The sequence below is a fragment of the Psychrobacter sp. ASPA161_6 genome (genome assembly GCF_051970285.1).
Taxonomy (GTDB): Bacteria; Pseudomonadota; Gammaproteobacteria; order Pseudomonadales; family Moraxellaceae; genus Psychrobacter; species Psychrobacter glaciei.
This window is the reverse complement of the sequence record NZ_JBEFNJ010000001.1, coordinates 1,020,425-1,046,918: the sequence shown is the minus strand read 5'-3', so window position 1 is coordinate 1,046,918 and position 26,494 is coordinate 1,020,425. Positions and strand designations below refer to the sequence as shown.

Here is a 26,494-nt window from a genome sequence, read left to right as displayed (position 1 = left end):
ATAGATAACTATTGGCTAGGTTCAGCTTTTCTTTTATATATAAAAAATATTATAAAGCCATTCAAAATAAATACTATAATCATCAAAATTTTGTTTTTTCGACAAAAAAACAGCACCTACTTGCGTAGATGCCATTGTTATTAAACGGACAATCTCATAGCATTTACTTCATCATAAATGCCATAGCTTTGTTAAATAATCCGCCATAAGGTGGTAATAGGAAATTCATGCCGTTGAGCTTATTTTGTACAAACACAGGCTTCATGTGACTTAAACGCTCAAAACCAGCTTTGCCATGGTACGCGCCAGTGCCTGAGTGCCCAACTCCGCCGAACGGCAAGTCGTGCTGCACCACATGCAGGATCACTTCATTAATAGCTAAGCCACCTGATACCGTATTGTCACGTACTTTTTCTATGTCGCTGTGACGCTCACCAAACACATAAAGCGCTAATGGACGCGGACGAGCATTGACGAAATCGATCGCATCATCGAGCGTATCATAGTGCATCAACGGCAGAATCGGTGCAAACAGCTCGTTTTGCATCACATCACTATCGGGTGCAGGCTCACTGATAATAACTGGTGGCATCAACCGCGTTTCGATATCATAGTCTGCATCAGTTATCTTGTGAATGTTTTCGCTAGAGACGCCATCTAGATAACCTTTGATACGCTTAAACTGCTCACCATTGATAATACGCGAGTAATCTGGGTTTTCGCTGATGTTCGGATAATGATTTTGCATCCACTCTTTTGCTAAGCCAATGAACGCTTCGTGATCTTTGCGCTGGATTAGGACATAGTCAGGGGCAATACAAGTTTGACCGGCATTCAGCGTTTTACCCATCATCACGCGATTGACAGCCGCTTCTAGATTGGCACCGTCCAATACGATAACGGGTGACTTACCACCAAGCTCCAACGTAACCGGGGTCAAATTAGGCGCAGCAGCAGCCATGACCTTTTTGCCTACTTCAGTAGAGCCGGTATACAATAGATGATCGAAAGGCAGCTTACTAAAAGCGGCAGCGATCTCTACTTCGCCCAATACAACACAAACCATATCTGGCGAAAAGTAGTGAGCGATGAGATCTGCAAACACTTGCGCGAACTGCGGTGCTGACTCACTCATCTTAACCATGATTCGATTGCCTGCTGTGAGCGCATCGATGATTGGCCCGACGGCTAAGAACAATGGATAGTTCCACGGCACCATGATACCAACCACACCTAATGGCTGCGGCTGAATCTCGTTATGAGCTGGCATGTATAATGCTGAAATAGAAGCGCGACGTGTTTTCATCCATTTTTTGCCATGCTTTTTGGCATGGCTGATACCCGTAAAACTGGGAACAAGCTCCGCAAATTGGGTTTCAGACTCACTGCGATAGCCAAAATCTGCGCTAATCGCTTGAGCAAGGTTATGTTGGTTATCGCTAAGCATCATCTCTAAGTTGTCTAGTTGAGTCTCCCGCGTCGCCCAATCATTTATTGGCTGAGCACGGCTCAATGCTTGCAATCTAGAGAACTGCGCTTGCATCTCATCGATAGTAGTCATAATACTAAGCGCTTTATCGGTACTGGTATGCGCCTGATTAGTGGTGTTCTGATTATTGTCTGTCATATATCTTCCTTGTCATAAGCGTTAGAGTCAGTACGCTGTATTTGATTGATAACTCTATATTTGTCTTTAAGCGCTAGCGGAAAGAGCCGCACGCGCGCATATCATTATAAGAACTAACAAGATTCCATTCGTTGCTGTTTAATGTAGCGCATTGACTAAGCAATGAACAGTGTCTTTGATTGACTGCTGGGTTTGTATAAAATACGTGTCGGTCACAGAGACAATAGCTGCACTGAATCATCATTTAAAGGATATATCGTCTCTTATAGTCTCTTTAATTATAGTCTCTTTAATATTTAGGCTTTATAGTAGGTATCGATTAAAATTGTAGGTATCTATTAAAATTTGGGCGGCAATCACAAAAACTGCTACACTCAGCATTGGGGGGTGTTGAGCTTTCGCCACCAGTCAAAATTCGCCAATACTTTACACCAGACAACAATAAGACAGTCACGCTTATGCAAAATGTCACGCAGCAGACTCACAATACCTCTCCTTACGACACCCTTCTTACAAAATCGCTGTCGGCCGCCGATTATGTCTCTACCCATGATGCTATGCTAGCGCGTACCTTGGAGCGTATCGCACTCAAAAAAGAGCAAGGCTTACGCACGCCTGATGAGCTATGGATTGTCGATCATAATGACGTTTACACGCTTGGGCAAGCAGGTAAAGAAGAACATATCCTGCAACGAACTGACACCCCGATTATCAAGACGGATCGCGGTGGACAGGTGACATGGCATGGTCATGGACAGCTGGTTGTATACTGGCTATTTGATCTGGACAGTATAGGCTGGAGTGTACGCAATCTGGTATCGCATGCAGAGCAAGCGATCGAGGACGTGGTAAATAACTGTCTACAGAACTCATCGTCATCTATCAGTGATAATATCAGCGCCCACGCTCGCCGTGATGCACCCGGTGTTTATTTATATGCAGATACTGATACTGATGCGCAAGCCCAGAACACTTCTTTGGATGACAAAATCATGCTTGGCAAAATAGCCTCATTGGGTTTTAAGATTAAGCATGGTTTTAGCTATCATGGCATTGCACTCAATATCAATTGTGACTTATCAGCTTTTAATGCCATCAATCCTTGCGGCTACGCTGGCATGCAAATGCTACGCTTGGCTGATTTTTTGACCATACAAAAAGAGCCAGAGGTGCAAACAGCTCAGCACATACATAATTCTTTGAGCTATGAGCAAGTAACTCAAAAGCTTATTGATAATATTGCCAAACGTCATGCTGGACTGATTGAGCTACGAGCAATTGCACCCAAGTGATTTTCTGAGGCCATTTTGCATAATCTTTTTTTGCATAATATCTTGCCCGCTTAGACTTAAGCATTATGAGAAAATTCAGACCAAACTTGCTATAATTGCATGCAGCACAAATCGGGCACAGTAATAATCTTACTGCTTGTCCAGCTCAATCCTTTGACTATCATTGATTATTCAAACACTTAAAACAAAAGAAAATTGGAGCATTTTATGGCAGATTTTAACAAAATTTTGGACGCCGGCGACGTAGATGGCGGCATTATCAACGTAGTAGTAGAAATCCCTGCTGGTAGCAGCCATAAAATTGAGTGGAATCGCGAATTGGCCGTATTTGAGCTTGATCGTATTGATCCACAGATTTTTGCCAAACCTTGCAACTATGGTTTTATCCCACAAACGCTAGACGAAGATGGTGATGAGCTAGATGTGTTATTGCTTACTGAGCAGCCATTACCAACAGGTATTTTCTTAAAAGCCAAAGTAATCGGCGTCATGAAGTTCGTTGATGATGGCGAAGTGGATGACAAAATCGTTGTCGTACCTGCTGACGACCGTGACACAGGCAATGCTTACAACAGCCTAGCTGATCTGCCAAAGCAGCTAATCAACCAGTTAGAGTACCACTTCAGCCATTACAAAGACCTGAAAAAACCAGGTAGCACAGTGGTTGAATCTTGGGATGATGTTGCAGAAGCTAAAGAAGTGATCAAAAAGTCTATCCAACGCTGGAAAGATCTATAATTTATCAAAGATTGGCAGAAATGCTGATAAAGATAACTATTAAAATACCGCAGTCATTATTATGATTGCGGTATTTTTTTGCTTGAATCTTGCTGATAGAAAATGGTTATAATGAACCACCGTACGACCTATTCACACTCTCATGTTGTAATAAGGACAATCATGTTTAATCCTGATCCTAGCGCAAAACCAGTCAATACAAAGTTGCCGAAAGCGATCATCATGATGATTGAAAAAAACAATTTGGTGATGGCGATCAAAACATTGGCAGCCGATGAAAATATCAGTATGGATGAAGCAAAGAGTAGAATCGATGCTTATGAGACGGCACTAAAGGTAAAACAACAGCAGAAATTAAATACTATTGCCAATAAGCAAGGTATTCCTAATCAAGCGATCAGTTTTGATAGAGAGCAAGCAGAGGAAGAACCAGATCGTTTAATAAAAAACCGTGTGAAAACCACTCAAACAGATCAAGGATTCAAAAGCCTACAGCGAGGTGTCGACAGCCAGTTGAATGATTTGGGCTATAAAAAACCGCTTTTACCGTATTGGGCAAAGCGGTTGCTAATCATTATCTTCATCATGACAGGATTGTTCTGGATATTGTGGCAAGTATTTGGCTAAATAAAAAATATTGGATTGTCATATTTTCCATAGAATTTTGTATTAATGCATGGCAGCTGCTTAACTATTTTTCTTTATAAGCGGCACTTAGAGCAAGCCTTTATAAAGGAAATAAAACCCTACCACAGTTAATAATATCGCAAAACATTTTTTTAGTAATGCTGGTGATAGTATATGCGCGACTTTCGCGCCTACTTTTGCGGTAAAAAAGCTCATGATACTAATGCCTAAAAAAGCATAAATATGGACAAAGCCAATAGTGTTAGGCACATCAACTTGCTGCTGCATGCCAAAAACCATAAAGCCTAACGCACCAGCAATGGCAATCGGTAAACCACATGCTGCTGAAGTGCCGACAGCTTTTTGCATGACCACGCCATAACGCGTGAGATAAGGGACGGTTAAGCTGCCACCACCGATACCAAAAATGGCAGAAGCGACACCGATAACCCCGCCTGCTGCTAATTGCTTAGGCTTAGACGGCAGTTCTGGATTAACATCATTAGAATGACTAGCGACCTGCTTTTTACCACCAAAAAACATCTTATAGGCGACCCAAAGCAGAAATACACCAACGATAAGCTGGAGATATAGCCCAGATATTTGCCCTGCAATCCCCGCACCCAAAAAGCAACCAATCGCTAGACCTGGTGCGAGATTTTTAAAGACAGGCCACATGACCGCGCCCTTTTTATTATGCGCCATGAGCGAGCTAATAGAGGTGACAATAATGGTCGCTAGTGATGTCCCTAACGCCAAATGCATGATATTGTCAGGACTGTAGCCCATTTGGGTAAAGACGATAAATAATAGTGGTACGATGATGGTGCCACCGCCCACGCCAAATAGCCCTGCAGCAAACCCTGCTAGCGCACCAATTATTAAAAAAATGAGTATTTCCACGGGATAGTTACTTCTCGGTTAAAGGATAGTTTTATAGTCGATGCTAAATAAAATGGATACGTTATCTGATAATGTAAAATTGATACAAATTTTTCTAGCTTGCTGTGCCTACGCCGACAGAGGCTACAAAAAATTCATTCCAGTTTTACTGTATTTTCTTTATATTGAGCTGACTATAGTTAGATGACCATTAAATAATCAATATCAGAAAGTCAGCTTAAGCAATTTCTGTTTGACCCACTTGATGATAGGCACGATTAAAATACACCAAACTTTCATCAGCGCCACCTTGTGATACGGCGTGCTTAATGGCAACCACACGGCACATAAAGACACTGTGCGTGCCGACTTCTTGAATATCCTCAATCTCACAATCAAAACTGACCAGCGCATCCTCTAAAACAGGTGCACCTGTCGCTAATTGCGTCCAAACGCCCTGTTTAAATCGTTCTTCCGAACCTAATTTGGAGGCAAAGGCATTAGATATTGGCTCATGATGTGCACCTAATACATTGACACTCAACGTTTTGTTTTCAAGAAAGTAGCCATGTGAGCGAGAGGTCTGATTCATACAGACCAGCAAGGTAGGCGGTGTGTCTGTGACGCTACATACCGCAGATGCCGTAAACCCATGAATACCAGAGCTACCTTTTGTGGTAACCACATTAACGGCAGTCGTCAATAGCGACATGGCATCTCTAAAGTCGGTGGTTTCAATCATATCTTTACTCATCGCTGAACTCCTAAATTTGGCTATGACTTATTTCTAAATGGCATTAAGACTACTTGATGGCCTACCCACAGTATTTCAATCAAACCGAATAAACAAACTTGATTAGACCTATCCCACCTATTGATAAGTGCGAGCCAGTAACTAAGCGCTCAGCTCTTGACGAATGATTGCCGCGCCCTCGCTCAACGCTTTTAACTTGCCGCGTGCTACCTCGCGAGGCAAAGGTGCCATGCCGCAGTTGGTCGAAGGATAGAGCTTGTCTGCATCGACGAATTGTAGAACTTTGCGTAGGGTATCTGCCACTTCTTCAGGGGTTTCAATAGTATTAGTTGCCACATCGATAGCACCGACCATCACTTTTTTACCGCGAATCAATTCAATCAAATCCATCGGCACGTGCGAGTTTTGGCACTCAAGCGAGACGATATCAATGCTTGACTGCTGCAATTTTGGAAACGCTTGCTCGTATTGACGCCACTCTGAACCCAGTGTCTTTTTCCAATCGTTATTGGCCTTAATGCCATAGCCGTAGCAAATATGCACCGCTGTTTCGCACTTTAGACCTTCGATAGCGCGCTCTAAAGTGGCAATACCCCAGTCATTGACGTCATCAAAGAACACATTAAACGCAGGCTCATCAAACTGGATAATATCCACGCCAGCTGCCTCTAATTCTCTCGCCTCTTGATTCAGAATTTTGGCAAACTCCCAAGCCAATTTTTCACGGCTTTTATAATGACCATCATACAGTGTATCAATCATCGTCATAGGCCCTGGCAGCGCCCATTTAATTGGCTGATCGGTTTGCGCCCGCAAAAATTTAGCGTCGTCTACAAACACTGGCTTTTGACGGCTCACCGCCCCAACGACTGACGGCACACTGGCCTCATAGCGGTCACGGATTTTGACGGTTTTACGATTCTCAAAATCGACGCCATCTAGATGCTCAATGAAGGTAGTCACAAAATGCTGACGGGTCTGCTCACCATCACTGACGATATCAATCCCAGCATGCTGCTGTTCTTGCAATGTCAAACGTAAGGCATCTTGTTTGGCTTCAAGCAGTTGCTCCCCTTCTAATGCCCAAGGTGACCAAATTTTCTCAGGTTCAGCGAGCCAAGATGGTTTTGGTAAGCTACCAGCTGTCGATGTCGGTAATAATAGTGTCATAATTTTTAATCTTCTATAATGTTTATTTTTTTATTTTGGTGTCCAGTGAGGTTATGCTAGGGCGTGTCCTCATTTTAAAAATGAGGATAAAAGTGAGGTAAATGGCAGCCAAACAAGGAAAATAGCGCAGATAATATCGAGATATTACCTAGCTAGTTGACGATGTTTGGCAAGATTTAACCACTTTTAGCCCATTTAGATCGCTATCGGTTGAATTGAGGACACGCCCTAGGCAGCTTGTTTATCATCAGCGCGTTTTTGCACCGCTTCTTTTTGAAAAGTCTCGCTTGTCATCACATAGTTTGCCGCCCACTCATCAAGGACAGCTTGATACGGTGTGATGAACTCATCTTCCGTAAACTTACCTTGCGTCACTGCCATCTGACTGCGCTCTTCGCGGTCATAGATAATTTGCGTCAGTGAGTAATCTTGGTACTTTAAGCTTGGTTGATACACTTGAGCGGCGGTCGAGTTGGCATTGTAAATTTCAGGCCGATAAATCTTTTGAAAAGTCTCCATAGTACTGATGGCGCTGATTAGCTCAAGGTCGGTGTAATCACTTAGCAAATCACCCGCGAAGTAAAATGCTAAAGGCGCCACACTACCAGCAGGCATAAAATAGCGCACTGCTAAGCCCATTTTGGAAAAGTACTCATCAGTTAATGACCCCTTGTTCAAAGAGCCGCCATCTTGTCTGTATTCGGCTCCCAATACAGGATGCTGATTGCCCGTACGCTGATAGACTTTACTGCTTGACACACTCAGACAAATCACTGGTTGTTTATCAAAGTTGGCTTGGTAGGCCTCTGAGTTCAATAAATGTTGAAACAGTTTGCCATGTAAATCGCCAAACGCTTCTGGCGGCGCGGATTTTGGATGGTTTTCAAAGTGTTCTGGCAACACGATGCTAAAGTCATAATCACGCACATAAGAGGAGAAGCTATTGCCAATCATACCGTCAATACGCTTGTTTTCCTTATGATCCACAATCGTTGTTTTTAAGGTCTCAATGACTGGGAAGGTATGACCATTGCCTGCGATATCCAAGTCGGCAGAAATGATATCAACTTCAACAGAATAACGGTCTGCGGTCGGATTGTCCCAATGCGCTAGATCGTTGAAACGATTGTTTATCATTGTTAATGTCTTGCGCAAGTTCTCTTGACGACTCTCGCCACGCGCCAAATTTGCAAAGTTCGTCGTCAGACGTGTGCTGTCTGCAGGTTGATAGTTTTCATCAAAACGAATGCTTGAGATGGAATATGTAAATTGTTTATTCATGGTAATCCCCTACCCTAATCTCATTAACTGAGATAAAACCAAATTTCTGTATGGGATGAATCATACCTAAAACATTACATGAATAAAAACGATACTATTTAAATATAACATGAATAATATTCATGTTTATAATTCTAGGAGCATGAAATAGATTTGGATAGCGGAGGTTTTGATGGCTTACTCAATAAAAAGTTAAGCCTATGGAGTGCAAATCAAATCACTTAAATATATCAACTACGAGTATCTAAAACGTGACTTGATGTATGTGTAGAAGCGATCTAGATTGACTAGCGTAAAGAAATAAATATACTTAATTTAAAGCACCATAAGCTGTAATAAAAAGCAGGTGGCAACAAATAATGATTTGATCTCTCCTTAATAGTAGGAAGTATCAACATAGAGTTGCTAAAAAATACACTTACTTTGTCTACTATTATTTTCAAGACATTAAAAAAGGATACCGCAGCATCCTTTTCATATTATTCAGAGCTAATAAAAGTTCTATTCTAGTGATGCTCACCAGGAAGAATTCTGGCAAAGGCACGCTGAGCAAGGTTTGGTTTTTTATCGGTAGTCAGTCCTGCACGGGTACTTGGGAAAATACGATAACCCATCGATTGAATACCAACGTTGATTGCTGGTGCTAACGAATAAGTCGCCGACGCAAATTTACCCATGTTGCTGGCAATACTATTTGGTTTATGAACAATCGCTTTTGCGACCATCATCGCCGCTTCATCCGGCATCAGCGCAGGCATGTAACGATATAGCTTGGTTGGCTCAATCATCGGTGTGCGTACCAATGGCATAAAGATATTGGTAATCGTGACATTATCGCCTTTCACTTCAGCAGCCAAGCAGCGACTAAAGGCATCCAGTGCCGATTTTGAGGCGACATAGGCGGCAAAACGCGGACTGTTTGCCAGTACGCCAATAGATGAGATATTAACAATTTGACCGGCTTGGCGTTCAATCATCGTCGGCAAAAATCCGAGAACTATTTTGACAGCGCCAAAGTAATTGATATCCATGGTACGCTCAAAATCATGGAAACGATCAATAGATTCGTGCACCGAACGTCGAATTGAACGACCAGCGTTATTGACCAATACATCAACATGACCAAAATCAGCCAAAATTTGCTCGCTGACTTTTTCAATCTCATCCATATTGGTCAAGTCACAAGGATAATAACTGGCCTTACCGCCAAGTTCCTCAATATTTTCTTTTACTATTTTTAACTTCTCTTCGGTACGTGCTAATAAAATGACATGAGCGCCGCATTCACTAAGCAAAAAGGCTGTACGTTCACCGATACCGCTTGAAGCACCAGTAATGATGATATATTTGTCTTTAACCGCTTTGCTAATTGCCTTTTTTGAGGGAGTAGCCATAAAAAATCCTTTTTGTTTATTATATTCCCAATAGTGTGCAGCTCTAGAATACCAAAATTACATTGTAATTACTCGAAAAAGTACCAGTAAAATTTGATAAAAATAATTTTGCGAACCACTAGGGTGTGTCCTCATTTTGAAAATAGTGATAAAAATGAGGTAAATGGCAGCCAAACAAGGAAATTAGCGTAGATAATATCGAGATATCCATCAGCTATAGTCAGTGAAAATTAATATCGATACATCACGTACTGCTGACATCAATTTTTCTTGCTTGCTGTGCCTGCGCAGACAGAGGCTACAAAAAATTGATATCAGCAATACCGACGCGTTTTTAGGATACTTTGACTATGTTTGACGATGTTTGACGATGTTTGGCAGGATTTAGCTATTTTTAACCCATTTAGGCGTTTTCGTTCAGATTGAGTACACGCCCCAGTAAAAGGGCGGCAAATATACCATCCCATTTTTCCAGCTTTTTGGCTATAATTGTTTTTGCAATTTACGCATCATAAGGAGAACACACCTTGGTAGAAATACTGGCTCATTATATTGATTTCATTGCCAAAATCGTTGAAGTCATTGGTGTCCTTATTATGTTCTTTGGACTGCTTTATGCTTTTTATAGAGGCGTTCGTTCAACAGGTCGTTTCACCCATGACACCTATGTCGAGATCAGACAGACGGTTGGCAAGTCCATTTTGTTAGGGCTTGAAGTGCTCATTGCTGCTGACATTATGGCTACTGTCGTTACAGAGCCTACGCTGCGTAGTGTTTTGGTATTGGGGTTTATTGTGCTCATTCGAACTTTTTTAAGCTTATCTTTACAAGTCGAGCTAGAAGGTCGCTTTCCTTGGCAACACCCCAAGTCTGTGCCTGAAAAGACATCAAAGACTGAGCATGCTGATGAGTTGTAATCAGTGATTCATAGCCAATAGCTATTTATGCCTTACTCATGAGCCTGTAAAAAAGCCTCGACCACACGAAACTGCCCAGCGGTGCTCTCTTCACCATACATGGCTTGGCGAAAGGCATTAGAGTTTGGAATGCCAGTGGTATACCAAGCAATATGCTTACGGGCGATTCGGCAGCCAGAGTATTCACCATAAAAGTCATATAGCTCTTGTAAATGCGCCAGTACAATTTTTTTGATTTCGCCAACATTTGGTGCATCAAGACGCTCACCAGTACGCAAAAAATGCTCAATATCACGAAATATCCACGGCTGACCTTGTGCCGCTCGTCCAATCATTACGGCATCACAACCCGTCAATTCATAAACACGCTGCGCTTTTTGCGCACTATCGATATCACCATTGGCAATGACCGGAATGCTAATGCTTTCTTTGACTTCCCGTATCAGCTCATAACGCGCTTCACCCGTATACATATCCTCACGCGTACGCCCATGAATGGCAATGGCGGCAATACCTGCTTGCTCTGCTCGCTTGGCAACGCGCAAAATGTTTTCACGCCCATTCTCATAGCCCAATCGTGTTTTTAAGGTGACAGGCGCATCGACGGCATTTACCGCAGCATCCAGCAAACGTGCCACCAAATCTTCGTCTTGAAGCAAGGCAGAACCCGCCAGCTTTCGGCAGACTTTTTTGGCGGGACAGCCCATATTAATATCGATGATTTGTGCGCCATTATCGATCTGATAGCGAGCCGCTTCTGCCAATTTGTTTGGCTCCGCCCCCGCTATCTGTGCAGAAATAGGGGCGATCTCATTATCGAAATTGGCACGGTATAATGATTTTTTGCGTGCATAAAGCGCGGTATCAGCGATAATCATCTCACTGACGGCATGACCTGCGCCAAATGACTTACACAAACGGCGAAAGGGGTTATCTGTGACTCCTGCCATTGGTGCGACTATCAGACGGTTTTCAATCGTCAAGCCGCCGATATTCAACGGCTGCAATAAGGGATGATCGCTTGCAATCTGCGTTTGCGGAGTCTCAGAGACTGAAATATCTATAGACATAAATAACGGCTTACTTATTAATAAAAACAGGTCAATGAAATCAAGCCGTTATTCTAAGGGTTCATACGCATATTGCAAGCGATTCACTCGAATAACTTGCACCCATAAACATCAGTTTTTAAGCGCCAAACCAACTATTTATCAAACACACTGCCCTGCTCCAACGTAATGTCATCATCATGCTCTTGCATACGCCACGGCAAACTGTCCGGTGACACATTCAGGAAGTGCAAATATTTCTCGAACTGATCAATGATATCGTTGATGACGGACTCTGTCTCATAGCCGTACAAATCATAGGTTTGACCACCACGGCGCAGATAAACCTCAGCACGATGATGATGCTCTTGTGGCAACTCACCTGCTGTACTTTCGGTATGGTAATCCGGCGCATCATGTTCAGATAGGCGCACTTCATACCAAAACTCGACATCATCACCGCGATGCAGCTCAAGCACAGCGCGATTATTGACCGCATCATAATTGACATCAGTCGTCCAGCCTGTCTCTGCAAATTTGGCTGATACCTCTACCATTGAGGGCATAATCACCTCTTTGATATAGTTTAAAACCTTGTCACGGGTTGGTTGATCAGTGATGTAATCGATACGATCACGCCATGCTGATGGCTTAAGCAAGTGCGGCGGTAGTTTGCTGTCATTACCCAAGCTCTGGTTACGATGTCCTTCGATACGTAGCGCACGCCACATGCCAAACATCGATATCAATATAATAATCGCGAAAGGTAAGGCACTAACGATAGAAGCCGTTTGGAGTGCTGTTAGGCCACCGGCAAGCAATAACGCAGCTGCGACCGCCCCTTCGGTCACTACCCAAAACGTACGCTGCCACCATGGCGTATCACTTCGACCGCCTGCTGCTAACGAATCAATCACCAATGAACCTGAATCTGACGACGTCACAAAAAAGGTAATGATTAATAGTATGGTTAATGAAGACACAAACTCAGTGAAAGGCAGGTTTTCTAGCAGTTTAAACAAGGCAATCGCTTGGTTGTTTTGTACCTCAGTAATTAACGAGGTATAACCATCTACCATAATCATATGCAATGCAGTATCACCAAATACGGCAAACCAAAAGAAAGTGAAGAACGTTGGCACTAGCATGACACCAAGTACAAACTCACGAATGGTACGACCACGGCTAATTTTGGCAATAAACAAACCAACAAAAGGCGCCCATGCGATTGTCCAAGCAAAAATAAACAATGTCCAACTACCGATCCAATCGCTGTTTTCATACGCTTGCAAGCTAAAGGTGCGCTCGACAATATTACCCAAATAACTGCCCGTATTTTCCATAAAGGCATTTAGAATAAAGACCGTTGGCCCTACAACAAACACAAAAATCATCAGCGCAGTCGCTAGTACCATATTCAATATAGACAGCCGCTTGACGCCTTTATCCATACCTGCCAGCACTGAGACCAGTGCAGCAGCGGTAATCAATGCAATAGCAATAACCTGTACGGTAGTATTGACTGGAATGAGGTCCGGTAACAGATAGTTGAGGCCAGCGTTAATTTGCGATACTGACAACCCTAAGCTGGTGGCGATACCAAACAGTGTACCCACAATTGCAAACACATCGACAGTATGACCAATAGGCCCGTAAATCTTGTCACCAATTAAAGGATATAACGTGGAGCGCATCGACAATGGTAGACCATGGCGAAAAGAGAAATACGCCAGCGATAGCCCTACCACCCCATAAATCGCCCAAATATGAAAACCCCAATGAAAATAAGCAATCTGCATCGCTTCTTTTGCCGCCTCAATAGTCTGCGGATCAGACAATGGCGGGCTGGCAAAATGCATGACTGGCTCGGCCACACCAAAGAACAATAAGGCAATGCCGTAACCTGCCGAAAACAGCATGGCAAACCATTCAAGGAATTTATATTCAGCCTCAGCATGATCAGGCCCAAGCTTGATAGTGCCATAAGATGAAAATGCCAGCGCGATAATAAACATTAAAAACAGCGCGACTGCCAACATATAAAACCAACCAAAGGTATTGGTGGTGAATGTCAAAACAGTACTAAATAGTGCGCCCGCCGCTTCAGGATTTGCAGCAGTGCCAACCACCAATAAAATCATGATGACAGCAGCAGGTACAAACACTGGCAATAAGATAGTAGAGCGAGGTAATTTACTCATAAAAAGTGATATCCTCAAATTAATACAGCTTTATTTTATGAAAAGGTTATTCGTAGAAGCAATATGAAACAGATATGCCTAACAAAATATAATTTGTATCACACTCTTTGCCTGAACCCCAGATAAGCTCTTATCTTGTAACATTACTTTAACGATTATTACATGACTATTACCAAGCAACAAAAAAGGCCGCTTGCTAGCGACCTTTTTATCTATTTTGGAACTCTCAAAAATTCTTCGTTAAAGACATATATTATTGAGCAGCAATCACTGCCGCAAGTTGCTTGGCAATTTCCGCCAGTTTTTCATGATCTGCTTGCGTCACTGCATGGCGACCCAACTCATGAATGCTCGATGGAATCAGGTGCACATGATAATGAAACACCGTTTGACCTGCTTGTGATCCATTCAACTGCATCTGAATAACGCCCTCACGCTCAAACACTTGGCGCTGCGCTTGCATGACCTTTTTGGATGTCATTAGTATTGCAGCGGCATAATCAGGTTGAAGACCTGCCAAATCAACGGCTTTTTGCTTAGGGATGACCAATACATGCCCTTCTGCTTGCGGCATGATATCCATAAAAGCGAGGGTTTTATCATCTTCATAAACCTTGTGATACGGGATATCACCGTTTAGCATTTTGGCAAAAATGTTGTTATCGTCATAATCAGCTTGTTGTTTAACTTCAGTCATTATCATTCCTTTTGGTTATTTTATGATTTTGAGTAGTGAATATGCCATCTGCAACATAGTGGACGAAATGTGGGTTAAGTACAAGCAGCAGATAGAGTCAAAATACCCCAAAAACGCGACGATACTGCTAATATTAATTTTTTGTAGCCTCTGTCTGCACAGGCACAGCAAGCAAGAAAAATTAATATCAGCAGTGCGTGATGTATCGATATTACTTTTCACTGACTATAAGTGAAAAAATCAAATTTATCTTTGTACTGACAGACCATTCAAACACGCTAATTTATTGGCGAGTATCCTCTATTAAATGTTATATTAACCCCCTATTTTGCTAACGCTGGAGTTATGAATTTGACTGCCTTGCCGACTCAATTATCAGACAATACCACCACATCGCATGACACAGATACGCTATTAGCCCATGACCTCAACGACAACACAGATGCGCCTACATCTGCAAGCGATGAACAAGTTGCTGTTGTCAGTAGCGATCAAAGTGACACTCAAAATAATAATCTCCTAAAGATAAATCCAAATACGATTGTCTTGGCAGAGGCTTTAACAGATACCACCATTAGCTGGCGTATTCATAATTGCAAAATTAGCAAAAAGACGGTCACGCAAGACTTGCCATTGCCGTTCTTATATCATTATGATAGCTTGGATGACGCTATTAAACAGACGCATCCGCTGACACCTACCTTACTCGCTCAATTTAACACACCCATGACTGCTGCTGAGGCCGCGACTCTCTTAGATATTTCTAATGATTTATTGTCTAGTCCTTGGCATGTCAAAGTGATTGGCTCGTTGGTGGTCTTTAGTGAGGCACTGCAATTAGCCGTACGTCTACATTGGACCAATACGGGCAAAGAGACGCAGCAAATATATACCAAAGATGCAGAAGACGCGATGACAGCCGCTTTTAAAGACTGGCAGTTTTTTGGTCGCGTTGATGTTCTATATAAAAACGACAAGCAAACTTTAATGAGTATCGATGAGCAAGGCAACACTGAAGAGCCATTACTAACTATTGAGGCTAGTGCTGACTATCAACAACTACTATCCTCTCATGCATTAACTGTCATTGCCAAATTAGAAGCGGATAAAGCCGAGCTACCATGGTTTGACACGGCAATTTTAGAACGCCTTGAGTAGTGTTTTAACCACAACTCCTTTATGATTGTCTATGCATTATTTTCAGTTATTCATAGCTAATGGTATGGTAACGAATTAGTATTATTCACTAGTACTCACTCTGCATAAAAAGCACACTATCCGCATCAAAGCTGATGCTGCACACGTTAATAAATCTCGCTTATTTGTAAGGAATATCACATGGATTATCGCTCAAAAACCTCTACTGGTGGTCGTAATATGGCAGGTGCACGTGCCCTATGGCGTGCAACAGGTATGACTGATGGCGATTTTGGCAAGCCAATTATTGCCATTGCCAACTCCTTCACCCAGTTTGTACCTGGTCATGTGCATCTAAAAGACTTGGGGCAAATGGTCGCTCGCGAGATTGAGCAAGCAGGCGGCGTGGCAAAAGAGTTCAATACTATTGCCGTTGATGACGGTATTGCGATGGGTCATAGCGGTATGTTGTATTCATTGCCGAGTCGCGACTTGATTGCGGATTCTGTTGAATACATGGTCAATGCTCACTGCGCAGATGCCTTGGTATGTATCTCTAACTGCGACAAGATCACTCCGGGTATGTTGATGGCTGCCATGCGCCTTAATATTCCAGTGGTATTTATTTCAGGTGGCCCGATGGAAGCGGGCAAAATTCTAGCCAGTACGGTTGGTAAAAGTCACAATAATGAAGACAGTAACGGCAGTGCGGTTCGTAAGCTTGATCTTGTCGATGCGATGATGGATGCCGCTGATGACAGCATTAGTGATGAAGATGTCGCCGCGATTGAAGCCTCAGCTTGCCCCACTTGTGGCTCGTGCTCTGGTATGTTCACTGCAAACTCGATGAACTGCTTGACCGAAGCTCTAGGCTTGGCACTACCTGGTAATGGCTCGCTATTGGCGACTCACTCATTACGTCGCGAGCTATTCTTAGAAGCGGGTCGCACCATTGTCTCGCTTGCCAAGCGCCGTTATGAGCAAGATGATGATTCCGTATTGCCGCGCTCAATCGCCAGCAAAGCCGCTTTCGAAAATGCGATGACCTTGGATATCGCCATGGGCGGTTCGACCAATACTATTTTGCATCTGTTGGCTGCTGCTAATGAGGCAGAAATCGACTTTAAAATGCATGATATTGACCGCTTAAGCCGCGGTGTTCCTTGTCTTGCAAAAGTCGCGCCTGCCTCACAAAAATACCATATGGAAGACGTGCATCGTGCTGGCGGCGTCTTTGCCTTGTTGGCCGAGCTTGATCGTGCAGGGTTACTGAAAACTGACTTGCCGACCATCCATAGTGCGACGATGAAAGAAGCGATTGATAAATGGGATATCATGAATCCTGACAATCTTGAGGCACGCGCACGCTATATAGCAGCACCTGGTGGCGTACGCACCACTGAAGCTTTCTCACAGTCAAAAGAATGGTCAAACCTTGACGTCAACCGCGAGTCAGGCTGCATCCGCAGTGCCCAACATGCCTACTCAGCAGATGGCGGCCTTGCGGTACTGTACGGTAATATCGCTGAGCGTGGCTGTGTGGTCAAAACCGCTGGCGTTGACGAAAGCATCTTAGTATTTACTGGTCGCGCGCGACTCTTTGAGTCACAAGATGATGCCGTCGCTGCGGTATTGGCTGACGATATCGTTGCAGGCGATGTGGTCATCATTCGATACGAAGGTCCAAAAGGTGGCCCTGGTATGCAAGAAATGCTCTATCCAACGACTTATCTTAAGTCTAAAGGCTTGGGTAAAGAGTGTGCGCTACTGACTGACGGTCGTTTCTCTGGTGGAACATCAGGCCTCTCGATCGGTCATGCCAGCCCTGAAGCAGCTGAAGGCGGTGCAATTGGTCTGGTTGAAGAAGGCGATACTATCCATATTGACATCCCTAACCGTACTATCAATATGCAGGTAAGCGATGCAGAATTGACCGCTCGCCGCGAAATCATGGAAGCTCGTGGCCGCGATGCATGGAAACCCGTCAGTCGTGAGCGCCATGTTTCTCCTGCCCTACGTGCTTATGCAGCCATGACCACCAGTGCCGATACTGGCGCGGTACGTGATGTGAGTCAAGTTGAGCGCTAAGCCAAAAATCTTAGTGGCCCGTTTTTAAGACATATTTATTAGCATTATCCTAAGCCTGCGCGATGCAGGCTTTTTTTTCACCAAAAAACAACGTAGCAGACGTTTCAATAACGTTTTTTTGCGGTAATAAAAAAATTTTAACGTCATGATAAGGCTTGGTGATGGCGACTCTGTTTATTATTCATACAGGTTGTTTTAGATCAAGATAATTGGGACGTATTGAACGTTATGATTGAACACTATAACTTATTTTTATTGGTCTGCGGCATCGCCTTTTTATTAGGAGCGTTGTTTCCTATTATTTTTAAGCGGACACCCATCTCCTTACCTATGCTACAGGTCAGCTTTGGCTTGCTCATGGGGTATTCGTGGACGACATTGTCATTTTTGAATCCACTTGATAATGGTTTAATCGTCGAAAAATTAACTGAAATTGTGATATTGGTTTCTCTGGTTGGTGCCGGTATTAAGATTGATACTGAGCTGTCTTGGAAACTATGGCGCCCTACCGTACGCTTGTTACTTATCACCATGCCGATTGGCATCTTTGCTATGGCAGTGTTGGGGTATTATGCATTTGGTCTAAGTATGGGCGCGGCAATCTTGCTAGGCGCTGTATTGGCACCGACCGATCCCGTGCTGGCCTCTAGTATTCAAGTGGGACCTCCAAATACGGGCGGTGAAGATACGCCGCGCTTTACCTTGACCTCAGAGGCCGGATTGAATGATGGATTAGCATTTCCATTCGTTTATTTGGCCATCAAGATAGCAGAGGCTTTTAGCGAAGGTCAGCGTTTTACAGGTGAGATGCTCTGGTCGTGGTTTACTCATGATGTGCTGTGGAAAATTGGCGCAGGCTTGGTGGTGGGTATTGTTGTCGGTAAACTATTGGCAAAATTGGTGTTTTCAAAGCACAGCCACGAAACGACCATTTCTCAAGGTTATGTGGTTATCGCTCTAACACTAGTGGCATATGGGTCAGCAGAATTTATACATAGTTATGGTTTTATTGCTGTATTTGTCGCGGCTTTTGCCTTCCGGCGTTCAGAGCATAAACACAGTTATCACCACAAGCTCCATGATTTTGCAGAACAGTCAGAAGGTTTGCTCATGTCGTTAGTGCTGGTTGCTTTCGGTATGTTTCTTGGTCAAGGATTGCAGTCAGGTGTTGAGCTGACATGGCGCGTTTACATTGTTAGCTTCACTTTTTTATTATTGATACGACCCATCGGTGGGTTTATTGCGTTGTCAGGTCTGAACCTCCCACACGCCGAAAAGTATGCCATTTCTGCATTGGGCATTCGCGGTATTGGCACGCTATATTATTTGTCTTACGCGCTCAATCAAGGTTTTTTCGGCGAGGAAGATGCGCTCAAATTATGGGTCGTCTGTTCGATTGTGATTTTGGCTTCAATTTTTATCCATGGTCTTAGCGCAACAAGACTTCTCAAAATAGCGCCCAATAAATTACATTAACCTTAGGGTCTGTCTAGCGCTTTGAAAGCTTCGAATCGACTAAGCTAAGCACGGCTTCCGTTAGGGCAAACTGACGCACATCATTGAGCATCGTGGTATCGAAGTTATGAATAAAAGCAAAGGATAATTGCTGTGCAGGGTCACACCAAGCCACTGAACCGTTATAACCCATATGCCCAAATCCTTGCTGGTTTGTCTTTAGCATCTCATTTTCTACATTTTGGTAAATGTTAAATAGTCGATGGTAACCCAAGCGCCAATCCATATTCGCTGGCATGACAGCATCTAGTCCTGTGACTTGCGGCGTCGATAATTGCTCAAAAGTAGCACTATCAATAAGCGTGCGTCCCTGCCATTTTCCTCCATTAGCCAACATCGCATAGATGGTGGCCAGTGCCTGCGCTGATGCAACACCATTGGCTGCTGGAATGGCTGCCTGTAGTGTCTGGCGCTGGTAATAGTCGATAGGTTGTTTATTGGCGGGTATGAGTGCCGATTTATAATTTCTTAGATTAAGCTTGCTCGTATTGAAGTACAAACCATTAATACGAGCGGTGTCTAATGTAGGTAAGTTATTTTTCTCATCATCCTGCATTGTATTTGCCGTTTCTTTATTTGCTAATGTTTGCTGCTGCCAACACCCATAACTGGGCAGATTTGCATAAGTTTGTATCGTCTCTGGTGAGTCTGCTTTTATCGTAGGTTTATGACGTCTATTACCTAGCTGTGAGCTGTCCTCATTTGACCCAGCAAAGTTTTTGGCCAGCATCGCCACTTGATCGACTTTGCTAGCAGGCACGCCGAAATAACAACTGTCGGCTATACCCAATGGTTCAGTCAGATAATGACGCAGCGCCTCAGCCAATGACATTTCAGTGACGGCTTCTATGACGCCGCCTAATACCCAACCATAAACTAAAGCACTGTAAGCGCTGTCATATAACTCGGCATCTTCAGGTGCAGTGACTGACATTGCGGCAATTTTGCTGAGCATCAATTGCCAATCGAGCAACGCTTCGCTGTCCGCGTCAACACTCTGAATAGAAAACAAATTGGCTTGATGCGACAGAACATTGCGTAGCGTAACAGCACTTTTATGCTGGGCAGCAAAGGCTGGCCAATAGCTGGCAATCGGCTCATCATAAGCAAGCAGCTGCTGCGAAACCAACACATGCACTAGCGTTGCCAATACGCCTTTACCAGTAGAAAAGTTAATCGCCAAGGTATCAGGCTGCCATGACATGTCTGGACGAGCCATGCCCACGCTCGCCTGAGCGATACATTTACCGTCCTGATAGACAACCACAGCACCGCCAGCGGGCGCGTCGTCAAGCTGTAAATCAGTCAATAATTGCTGCATGCGTTTCTGAAACTCGTCATCGATTTGCTGATCAAGATTCTGATTGGTTTTTTTATTGTTGTCAGTCATGGTTTTCCTGCTCCATTTTTTATAATTGCTAAGTGTCAAAAAAACGCCAAAGTCTTAAAAATCCCTCAGTGCCTTAATATTGAGCATCTATTTGCTCATAAAAAAGGCCACCTATTGGTCGCCTTTTTGTTACTCAGTGCTGCTCAATAACACTTTATCATCTTTATGTCTTAGCGCGGTACTAGCAAACGCTTATAAACTTCGTCTTCAAGCTTCGTCAAGCCATGGCTGCGACCACGCTCCATGGCAGTGTCCATCTTACGACCACGAAGCCATCCTGCACGCAGAGCAATGGCGGCCCCTACTCGATTACCAGAGCCACAATGCATGGCTATTTTTTTGCCATGATGTTGGCGTAAGATATTATCAAATGCCAATATTTTAAGCTGCTTTAAGTCTGCAACGCCATTGATAGGCAGATGCTCATAATGCATGCCAGCTTGCGCGACTGCTGCTGCTTCATCAAAGCTCAACTCGTCGTCGGGCTGTAAGTTAATGACCAGCTCAACCCCAGCTTCGGCCAAAGCCGCTACTTTTTTCTCATCGAGCGCACCGCACACAATGGTGTTTGCATCAGGACGGAAGTAAGGGTCAAAAATAGTGGCGAGATCGACACCATTATCTAGAACGTTATTGTCAGTAACTGCTGGGCTATTAGGTTGATCTGCATTTATTGCTGCTGTATGTGAAGTCATAATTATAAATTTGTTCGTTAGATTGGGCTATTGAGATAAAAGCTGTTTGGGTCACTGATGGTCATTTTACCAACGGCTCATTAATGGTTATTGTGCAATTTAACGACACCAGCCAAATGTGGCTTGTCATTTTTAGAGCTATATAAACCAAATTCACAAGTATCGTCTGCATTGTCAAGCTGCGCTACTGGCTCAGCGATAAGCTCTACTTCAGCGGGTAAAAATATAGGCAATTTAAATGATACGTCAACCGTACAAGCATCAGGTAGCTCGTCCATCATGGCAAGGCACTTGGCCTTTGACCACATACCATGAGCGATCGCTTTAGGAAAGCCAAACGCGCGCGCGGATAGCGGATGCAAATGGATAAGATTAAAGTCCCCTGAAACAAAGGCATAACGACGACCGATATCTTCTGGCACTTCAAAGATGCTGTGCACACCGTCTGCGTTCACTTCTGGCTTCACCGTTACTGGACGCGGGGTGCTTTTTTTATCTTTGCTGCTGTCTGATTTTTTACTACGGGACAGATACGTTGACGTCCCTTCCCAAATGACTTCGTCCTCTGACTTGATCGTCGTCACGAAGTCAAACTGTTGACCTTGTGCATGGTCACGCAAGTTATCAAAGGCGACCGACATAGCGACCGTCTCACGCTCACCAATAGGACGATATTGAGTCACGCTATTATCCACGTGGACCAGACCTAGCATAGCAAACGGAAATGGCTCTTTGACCATCATGTTCATTTGCAGCGACTGTGACAGCACTGAAAAATAAGTAATGGGCACTTTACCATTATCGGCAAAACCGCAAATCTTACGATAATCGTTTAGATTGCCCTGATCAATGTGCAGGTCATCCACATAATAGGTCGCTTGCGGCAGTTGATCTTTACTGATTTTGTCACTATTGCCAATAGGCAATAGGCTTTTCACAATATTGGCGTAAGTCGTATGCGCTTTTGGCAACGCATCATAATGTTTGTCTGACATAATAAATCCTAAGTGTGGCTCAAGCTGATTTTTTAATGCATATTAAAATGCTATGAAGTCGTTGATTAAGCCTATTATTGAACGATGTTTTTTATAAGTACTGGAGTTATAAGTACTGGAGCCTGTCATCAATTAGCACATTGATACATTGATAGCCAGTCTCATAGCTATTCTCATGAACAGTATAGGCACTTATCACTACGAAAAACAATTTGGCTTATGGTTCCTGTGTTTTTATCATAAAAAAGCCACCCTTGGGCAGCTTTATTACAATTTATCAGCAATTTTTTCGTAAGCATATGTGAGGTAAATAAAAAATAATAGGTTATGTCATATATTTACTATGAGCAACCTCATCACTTATACCCACAAATAAACTAGGGCTAGGCACTCAAGGCTATGCACCCAGCAAGCTTTGACCACAAACACGTACAATGTTGCCATTTAGACCGCCAGAAGCAGGAGATGCAAACCATGCGATGGTTTCAGCAACGTCAACTGGTAAGCCGCCTTGGCTCATTGAGTTCATACGGCGACCCGCTTCACGAATAGCAAATGGGATGGCTTCTGTCATTTGAGTTTCGATAAATCCTGGGGCAACAGCGTTGATAGTCATGCCTTTGGCATTGTCTTCTAGTTGCTTAGCAGTGGCATCAACCAAACCAATCACACCCGCTTTCGAAGTCGCGTAGTTGGTCTGACCCATGTTACCAGCGATACCTGAAATTGATGAGACGCAAACGATGCGCGCATTGTCTTTTAGGACATCATTATCAAGTAAATAGCGGTTCAGCTTAGCGATACTGCCTAAGTTGATATTGATGACCATGTCCCACTTTTTCTCATCCATTTTTGCCAAGGTCTTATCGCGCGTCACGCCAGCATTATGGATGATTGAATCTAGACCGCCACGATTTTGCGCCGCTTCTGCGATTTCTTTGCCTGCATCAGCACTGGTGATGTCAACGGTCAATACAGAACCACTGATTTCGCTGGCGACTTTTTGCAAGTCAGCTTGCTGCTGCGGGACATCAAGACAAATAACATGAGCGCCTTCACGAGCCAATACACGCGCGATGGCTTCGCCAATACCGCGGCTTGCACCAGTGACTAGCATGGTCTTGCCGCCTAGAGGCTGTGTCCAATCGACATCAACGTTATCGCCTGTGCTGACACGTACCACTTGTCCCGACACATAAGCTGAGCGAGCTGACGTGAAAAAGCGCAAGGTTGAGTCTAAGTTTTGCTCTGCGCCTTCTTCAACGTAGATAAGTTGTGCGGTAACGCCGCGCTTAAACTCTTTACCAACCGACTTTACAAAGCCTTCAAGCGCACGTTGTGCCAATGCTGCTTCAATGTCAGTCAAGTTTTCTGGCGTACGGCCAACGATGATTACTCGACCTGATTGTTCTACGCGGCGAGCAACCGTATGGAAAAACTCATAAACTTCTTTGAGCTGATCGGCGTTGCTGATATTACTGGCATCAAAAAGCAATACTTTAAACTTATCATCGCCGCCCGTATTGGATTTAGCTTCAACACCCGCATCAGAAAGCGCATCTTTGATGTCATCACTGCTGTTTACATACACATCAGCATGTACATCTGACAAGATACGTGCAACAGAAGCACTTACACTTTTATCATCGCCACTAGCACGACCAACCAAGACGCTACCGCGTACCAAAGGCTGGCCACTATCAAAACGGTCAAGCTCTACTGGCATAGGCAAGCCTAAGTTTTTTGCGACTTTTTTACCAATAGAAGATTGAACAAAATCACCATAACGGTCTGACATAATATAATTCCTATAACGAAAGGTTAAGATAAGAGTAAATGAAAAATGAAATTTGTCTTTTATAATCACTCATACAAACACCAACAAGTATAAAGACTCATCAGCATCATAATTATTTATATTTAGTAAATGGGTACAAAACTGCCTTAACTATACACTCACATGGTAAACAAGTCCAAAAGCCAACAATGTCTATAACAATCTGTAGACAAGCCAGTATACAAGACAGTCTCTTTTTTTAGATTTAAAAATCGCCATGTTATGCTAAAATCAGACCTATAAGTTATGGCAAATGCATTTATCGATAACAATATATTATCAAACGTGCCGTTATGCAATGCTAATAATCAATACTAGCCAGTCTACGAAAGTCATCATTCTAAGAAATATCATAGCTGCTTTTATAGCTATCAGTGGACTGAGAGATTACTGAGCTTAAATAAGTGTCACATAGTTTGCTAAAGACATACAGTAAGGCAGCAAAAACGTCTTATGATACACAGCTAGACGGCATCATAAATGATAACATTTGCTCATTGCATTAAATCATTAAGTAATACCTGCAAGCAACTTAAGCAGTACATTTTAATTAGCCACCCTTTTTAAGGGCTACCTTCTTTTTTCTGCCAATATTTTAAGGATAATATTATGAGTAATAAAAATAATCACCCTGAGAGTCCTGTTGTTGAAAGCACTGTCGTAAAGTCTACCGATAACAAATCAAGCAGTACCAAATCAGATAGCACTAAGCCAACAGATGGTGCTAAGCCAGAGAGCAACAAGAAAGAAGCGACGGCTAAGAAAACCAGCAGCACCGACACTAAAGCAAGTGCCGCTAAAGACACTACCAGCAAAAAAGCCGCTGATGATAAAGTCGATACTCCTGCTGCCAAAAAGACCGCTACCTCTGCTAAAAAATCAAGCGCTACGAAGCTTGCTTCTGGTCTAAACCGCGTCGCAATTTTAGGTGGCAACCGTATCCCATTTGCACGCTCAAATGGCTCATATGCAGACGTCAGCAACACAGATATGTTAACCGCTGCATTGAATGGCTTGGTTGAGCGCTTTAATTTGCAAGACGAAAAAATCGGTGAAGTCGTCGCTGGTGCCGTTATGAAATTAAGCCGCGATATCAATCTAACTCGTGAAGCCACACTGAACACCGATCTGAACCCACATACCCCAACTTATGACATCTCACAAGCTTGCGGTACTGGCTTGCAAGCGACCTTTGCTTCTGCTAACAAAATCGCCCTTGGTCTTATCGATTCAGCCATTACTGGTGGCGTAGATACTACATCTGATGCCCCTATCGCAGTTGGCGATGGCCTACGTAAAGTCCTTATCAAATTGGGTGCTGCTAAAGACAACAAACAACGTCTAAAAGCATTAATGGGCTTAAATCCAAAAGACTTACTCGATGCACCAAAAAATGGTGAGCCACGTACTGGTTTATCGATGGGTGATCATCAAGCCATCACTGCACTTGAATGGAATATCAGCCGTGAAGCACAAGATGAGCTTGCTTTTAATAGCCATCAAAACCTAGCGCGCGCTTATGATGAAGGTTTCTTTGATGACCTAATCACTCCATATAAAGGTCTAACGCGCGACAATAACTTGCGTCCGGATACCACTTTAGAAAAACTGGGTAAACTAAAGCCAGTATTTGGCAGAAAGAATGCTAACCCGACGATGACGGCTGCTAACTCTACGCCGCTAACTGATGGTGCTTCTTGTGTACTACTGGGTACGGATGAGTGGGCAAAAGAGCATGGTCTGAAGCCATTGGCTTATATCGTCCATCAAGAAACAGCTGCTGTGGATTTCATCGGCAAATCTGGCACGACAGAAGGCTTATTAATGGCACCTGCATATGCCGTACCGCGTATGCTTGAGCGTGCTGGTCTAACGTTGCAAGATTTTGATTTTTACGAAATTCATGAAGCTTTTGCTTCACAAGTGTTATCAACATTAACTGCTTGGGAAGATGAGAAGTTCTGTGAAGAGCGTCTAGGTCTTGACGCGCCACTAGGCTCTATCGACCGTAGCAAGCTCAATGTGAATGGTTCATCACTTGCGGCAGGGCATCCGTTCGCTGCCACTGGTGGTCGTATCTTAGCAACCGCTGCGAAACTACTGGATCAAAAAGGCTCAGGACGTGTACTTATCTCTATCTGCGCCGCAGGTGGTCAAGGCGTGACTTGCATCCTAGAGAAGTAAATTTCTAGCTGATGTAACTCGGCA

The 26,494-nt window shown here is 43.5% G+C and carries 21 protein-coding genes; 8 read left to right on the top strand and 13 right to left on the bottom strand.

Going from position 1 to position 26,494, the window contains the following annotated elements; translation table 11 throughout:
• Window positions 1-163: 163 nt before the first annotated feature.
• A complete protein-coding gene (locus tag ACTQ9T_RS04285; protein ID WP_201592490.1) occupies window positions 164-1,627 on the bottom strand; it encodes a coniferyl aldehyde dehydrogenase in 1,464 nt (487 codons plus the stop codon).
• A 458-nt stretch (window positions 1,628-2,085) separates the two neighbouring features.
• Between ACTQ9T_RS04285 and lipB the strand changes: the two genes are divergently transcribed.
• From lipB to ACTQ9T_RS04270, 3 genes are all read left to right on the top strand, one after another.
• Window positions 2,086-2,919, top strand: coding sequence for a lipoyl(octanoyl) transferase LipB (gene lipB / locus ACTQ9T_RS04280; protein WP_440464174.1), 834 nt, complete (start codon window positions 2,086-2,088; stop codon window positions 2,917-2,919).
• A 207-nt stretch (window positions 2,920-3,126) separates the two neighbouring features.
• Window positions 3,127-3,657, top strand: coding sequence for an inorganic diphosphatase (locus tag ACTQ9T_RS04275; RefSeq protein WP_110923013.1), 531 nt, complete (start codon window positions 3,127-3,129; stop codon window positions 3,655-3,657).
• A 162-nt stretch (window positions 3,658-3,819) separates the two neighbouring features.
• Complete coding sequence (locus ACTQ9T_RS04270; RefSeq protein ID WP_189581596.1) at window positions 3,820-4,284, top strand: hypothetical protein; 465 nt, start codon at window positions 3,820-3,822, stop codon at window positions 4,282-4,284.
• A gap of 87 nt (window positions 4,285-4,371) precedes the next feature.
• Here the strand turns inward: ACTQ9T_RS04270 and ACTQ9T_RS04265 are convergent, their stop codons facing one another.
• From ACTQ9T_RS04265 to ACTQ9T_RS04245, 5 genes are all read right to left on the bottom strand, one after another.
• Window positions 4,372-5,187, bottom strand: a complete 816-nt coding sequence (locus tag ACTQ9T_RS04265) for a sulfite exporter TauE/SafE family protein (RefSeq protein WP_440464173.1) — start codon at window positions 5,185-5,187, stop codon at window positions 4,372-4,374.
• Between the two features lie 217 nt (window positions 5,188-5,404).
• Window positions 5,405-5,908, bottom strand: a complete 504-nt coding sequence (locus ACTQ9T_RS04260) for a flavin reductase (RefSeq protein ID WP_440464458.1) — start codon at window positions 5,906-5,908, stop codon at window positions 5,405-5,407.
• 153 nt (window positions 5,909-6,061) lie between these two features.
• Window positions 6,062-7,090 (bottom strand): methionine synthase, encoded by a 1,029-nt coding sequence (locus ACTQ9T_RS04255; RefSeq protein ID WP_440464172.1) that lies wholly within the window; start codon window positions 7,088-7,090, stop codon window positions 6,062-6,064.
• Between the two features lie 228 nt (window positions 7,091-7,318).
• The gene (locus tag ACTQ9T_RS04250) at window positions 7,319-8,371 is read right to left on the bottom strand and encodes a DUF1852 domain-containing protein (protein WP_440464171.1); all 1,053 of its coding nucleotides are present in this window, start codon (window positions 8,369-8,371) and stop codon (window positions 7,319-7,321) included.
• Window positions 8,372-8,877: 506 nt separating this feature from the next.
• Window positions 8,878-9,765 (bottom strand): SDR family NAD(P)-dependent oxidoreductase, encoded by an 888-nt coding sequence (locus ACTQ9T_RS04245; RefSeq protein ID WP_352309278.1) that lies wholly within the window; start codon window positions 9,763-9,765, stop codon window positions 8,878-8,880.
• Window positions 9,766-10,292: 527 nt separating this feature from the next.
• Between ACTQ9T_RS04245 and ACTQ9T_RS04240 the strand changes: the two genes are divergently transcribed.
• Window positions 10,293-10,682: a DUF1622 domain-containing protein gene (locus ACTQ9T_RS04240; RefSeq protein WP_240215689.1), complete on the top strand. Its 390-nt coding sequence runs from the start codon at window positions 10,293-10,295 to the stop codon at window positions 10,680-10,682.
• Between the two features lie 32 nt (window positions 10,683-10,714).
• On the opposite strand, the gene dusB is transcribed toward ACTQ9T_RS04240, so the two are convergent.
• The 3 genes from dusB to ACTQ9T_RS04225 form a co-directional block, all read right to left on the bottom strand.
• On the bottom strand, window positions 10,715-11,752 hold the full coding sequence (gene dusB, locus ACTQ9T_RS04235; RefSeq protein ID WP_440464170.1) for a tRNA dihydrouridine synthase DusB: 1,038 nt from the start codon (window positions 11,750-11,752) through the stop codon (window positions 10,715-10,717).
• A 134-nt stretch (window positions 11,753-11,886) separates the two neighbouring features.
• Window positions 11,887-13,932: a BCCT family transporter gene (locus ACTQ9T_RS04230; RefSeq protein WP_189581574.1), complete on the bottom strand. Its 2,046-nt coding sequence runs from the start codon at window positions 13,930-13,932 to the stop codon at window positions 11,887-11,889.
• 253 nt (window positions 13,933-14,185) lie between these two features.
• On the bottom strand, window positions 14,186-14,629 hold the full coding sequence (locus ACTQ9T_RS04225; protein ID WP_194618676.1) for an HIT family protein: 444 nt from the start codon (window positions 14,627-14,629) through the stop codon (window positions 14,186-14,188).
• A gap of 345 nt (window positions 14,630-14,974) precedes the next feature.
• Here ACTQ9T_RS04225 and ACTQ9T_RS04220 point away from each other — a divergent pair, with 345 nt between their 5' ends.
• The 3 genes from ACTQ9T_RS04220 (at window position 14,975) to ACTQ9T_RS04210 (ending at window position 19,330) form a co-directional block, all read left to right on the top strand.
• Complete coding sequence (locus ACTQ9T_RS04220; protein WP_194618678.1) at window positions 14,975-15,787, top strand: hypothetical protein; 813 nt, start codon at window positions 14,975-14,977, stop codon at window positions 15,785-15,787.
• A gap of 180 nt (window positions 15,788-15,967) precedes the next feature.
• Window positions 15,968-17,854, top strand: coding sequence for a dihydroxy-acid dehydratase (gene ilvD / locus ACTQ9T_RS04215; protein WP_440464169.1), 1,887 nt, complete (start codon window positions 15,968-15,970; stop codon window positions 17,852-17,854).
• 228 nt (window positions 17,855-18,082) lie between these two features.
• Entirely contained in the window at window positions 18,083-19,330 is a 1,248-nt protein-coding gene (locus ACTQ9T_RS04210) for a cation:proton antiporter (RefSeq protein ID WP_189581561.1), read from the top strand.
• Between the two features lie 13 nt (window positions 19,331-19,343).
• On the opposite strand, the gene ACTQ9T_RS04205 is transcribed toward ACTQ9T_RS04210, so the two are convergent.
• From ACTQ9T_RS04205 to ACTQ9T_RS04190, 4 genes are all read right to left on the bottom strand, one after another.
• Complete coding sequence (locus ACTQ9T_RS04205) at window positions 19,344-20,759, bottom strand: serine hydrolase domain-containing protein (protein ID WP_440464168.1); 1,416 nt, start codon at window positions 20,757-20,759, stop codon at window positions 19,344-19,346.
• A gap of 170 nt (window positions 20,760-20,929) precedes the next feature.
• On the bottom strand, window positions 20,930-21,454 hold the full coding sequence (locus ACTQ9T_RS04200) for a phosphatase domain-containing putative toxin (protein WP_440464167.1): 525 nt from the start codon (window positions 21,452-21,454) through the stop codon (window positions 20,930-20,932).
• An 80-nt stretch (window positions 21,455-21,534) separates the two neighbouring features.
• Complete coding sequence (locus ACTQ9T_RS04195; protein ID WP_415196433.1) at window positions 21,535-22,449, bottom strand: MaoC family dehydratase; 915 nt, start codon at window positions 22,447-22,449, stop codon at window positions 21,535-21,537.
• Between the two features lie 397 nt (window positions 22,450-22,846).
• Window positions 22,847-24,247, bottom strand: coding sequence for a 3-oxoacyl-ACP reductase (locus ACTQ9T_RS04190; protein WP_440464166.1), 1,401 nt, complete (start codon window positions 24,245-24,247; stop codon window positions 22,847-22,849).
• Between the two features lie 648 nt (window positions 24,248-24,895).
• On the opposite strand from ACTQ9T_RS04190, the gene ACTQ9T_RS04185 reads away from it, so the two are divergent.
• Window positions 24,896-26,470 (top strand): acetyl-CoA C-acetyltransferase, encoded by a 1,575-nt coding sequence (locus tag ACTQ9T_RS04185; protein WP_440464165.1) that lies wholly within the window; start codon window positions 24,896-24,898, stop codon window positions 26,468-26,470.
• The last annotated feature ends 24 nt before the right edge of the window (window positions 26,471-26,494 follow it).

Coding starts and splice junctions, on each gene's coding strand:
- ACTQ9T_RS04225 (WP_194618676.1), bottom strand. CDS start 14,629: ATGACTGAAGTTAAACAACAAGCTGATTATGACGATAACAACATTTTT.
- ACTQ9T_RS04230 (WP_189581574.1), bottom strand. CDS start 13,932: ATGAGTAAATTACCTCGCTCTACTATCTTATTGCCAGTGTTTGTACCT.
- ACTQ9T_RS04190 (WP_440464166.1), bottom strand. CDS start 24,247: ATGTCAGACCGTTATGGTGATTTTGTTCAATCTTCTATTGGTAAAAAA.
- ACTQ9T_RS04275 (WP_110923013.1), top strand. CDS start 3,127: ATGGCAGATTTTAACAAAATTTTGGACGCCGGCGACGTAGATGGCGGC.
- ACTQ9T_RS04270 (WP_189581596.1), top strand. CDS start 3,820: ATGTTTAATCCTGATCCTAGCGCAAAACCAGTCAATACAAAGTTGCCG.
- lipB (WP_440464174.1), top strand. CDS start 2,086: ATGCAAAATGTCACGCAGCAGACTCACAATACCTCTCCTTACGACACC.
- ACTQ9T_RS04195 (WP_415196433.1), bottom strand. CDS start 22,449: ATGTCAGACAAACATTATGATGCGTTGCCAAAAGCGCATACGACTTAC.
- ACTQ9T_RS04260 (WP_440464458.1), bottom strand. CDS start 5,908: ATGATTGAAACCACCGACTTTAGAGATGCCATGTCGCTATTGACGACT.
- ACTQ9T_RS04200 (WP_440464167.1), bottom strand. CDS start 21,454: ATGACTTCACATACAGCAGCAATAAATGCAGATCAACCTAATAGCCCA.
- ACTQ9T_RS04245 (WP_352309278.1), bottom strand. CDS start 9,765: ATGGCTACTCCCTCAAAAAAGGCAATTAGCAAAGCGGTTAAAGACAAA.
- ACTQ9T_RS04220 (WP_194618678.1), top strand. CDS start 14,975: ATGAATTTGACTGCCTTGCCGACTCAATTATCAGACAATACCACCACA.
- dusB (WP_440464170.1), bottom strand. CDS start 11,752: ATGTCTATAGATATTTCAGTCTCTGAGACTCCGCAAACGCAGATTGCA.
- ilvD (WP_440464169.1), top strand. CDS start 15,968: ATGGATTATCGCTCAAAAACCTCTACTGGTGGTCGTAATATGGCAGGT.
- ACTQ9T_RS04285 (WP_201592490.1), bottom strand. CDS start 1,627: ATGACAGACAATAATCAGAACACCACTAATCAGGCGCATACCAGTACC.
- ACTQ9T_RS04250 (WP_440464171.1), bottom strand. CDS start 8,371: ATGAATAAACAATTTACATATTCCATCTCAAGCATTCGTTTTGATGAA.
- ACTQ9T_RS04255 (WP_440464172.1), bottom strand. CDS start 7,090: ATGACACTATTATTACCGACATCGACAGCTGGTAGCTTACCAAAACCA.
- ACTQ9T_RS04210 (WP_189581561.1), top strand. CDS start 18,083: ATGATTGAACACTATAACTTATTTTTATTGGTCTGCGGCATCGCCTTT.
- ACTQ9T_RS04185 (WP_440464165.1), top strand. CDS start 24,896: ATGAGTAATAAAAATAATCACCCTGAGAGTCCTGTTGTTGAAAGCACT.
- ACTQ9T_RS04205 (WP_440464168.1), bottom strand. CDS start 20,759: ATGACTGACAACAATAAAAAAACCAATCAGAATCTTGATCAGCAAATC.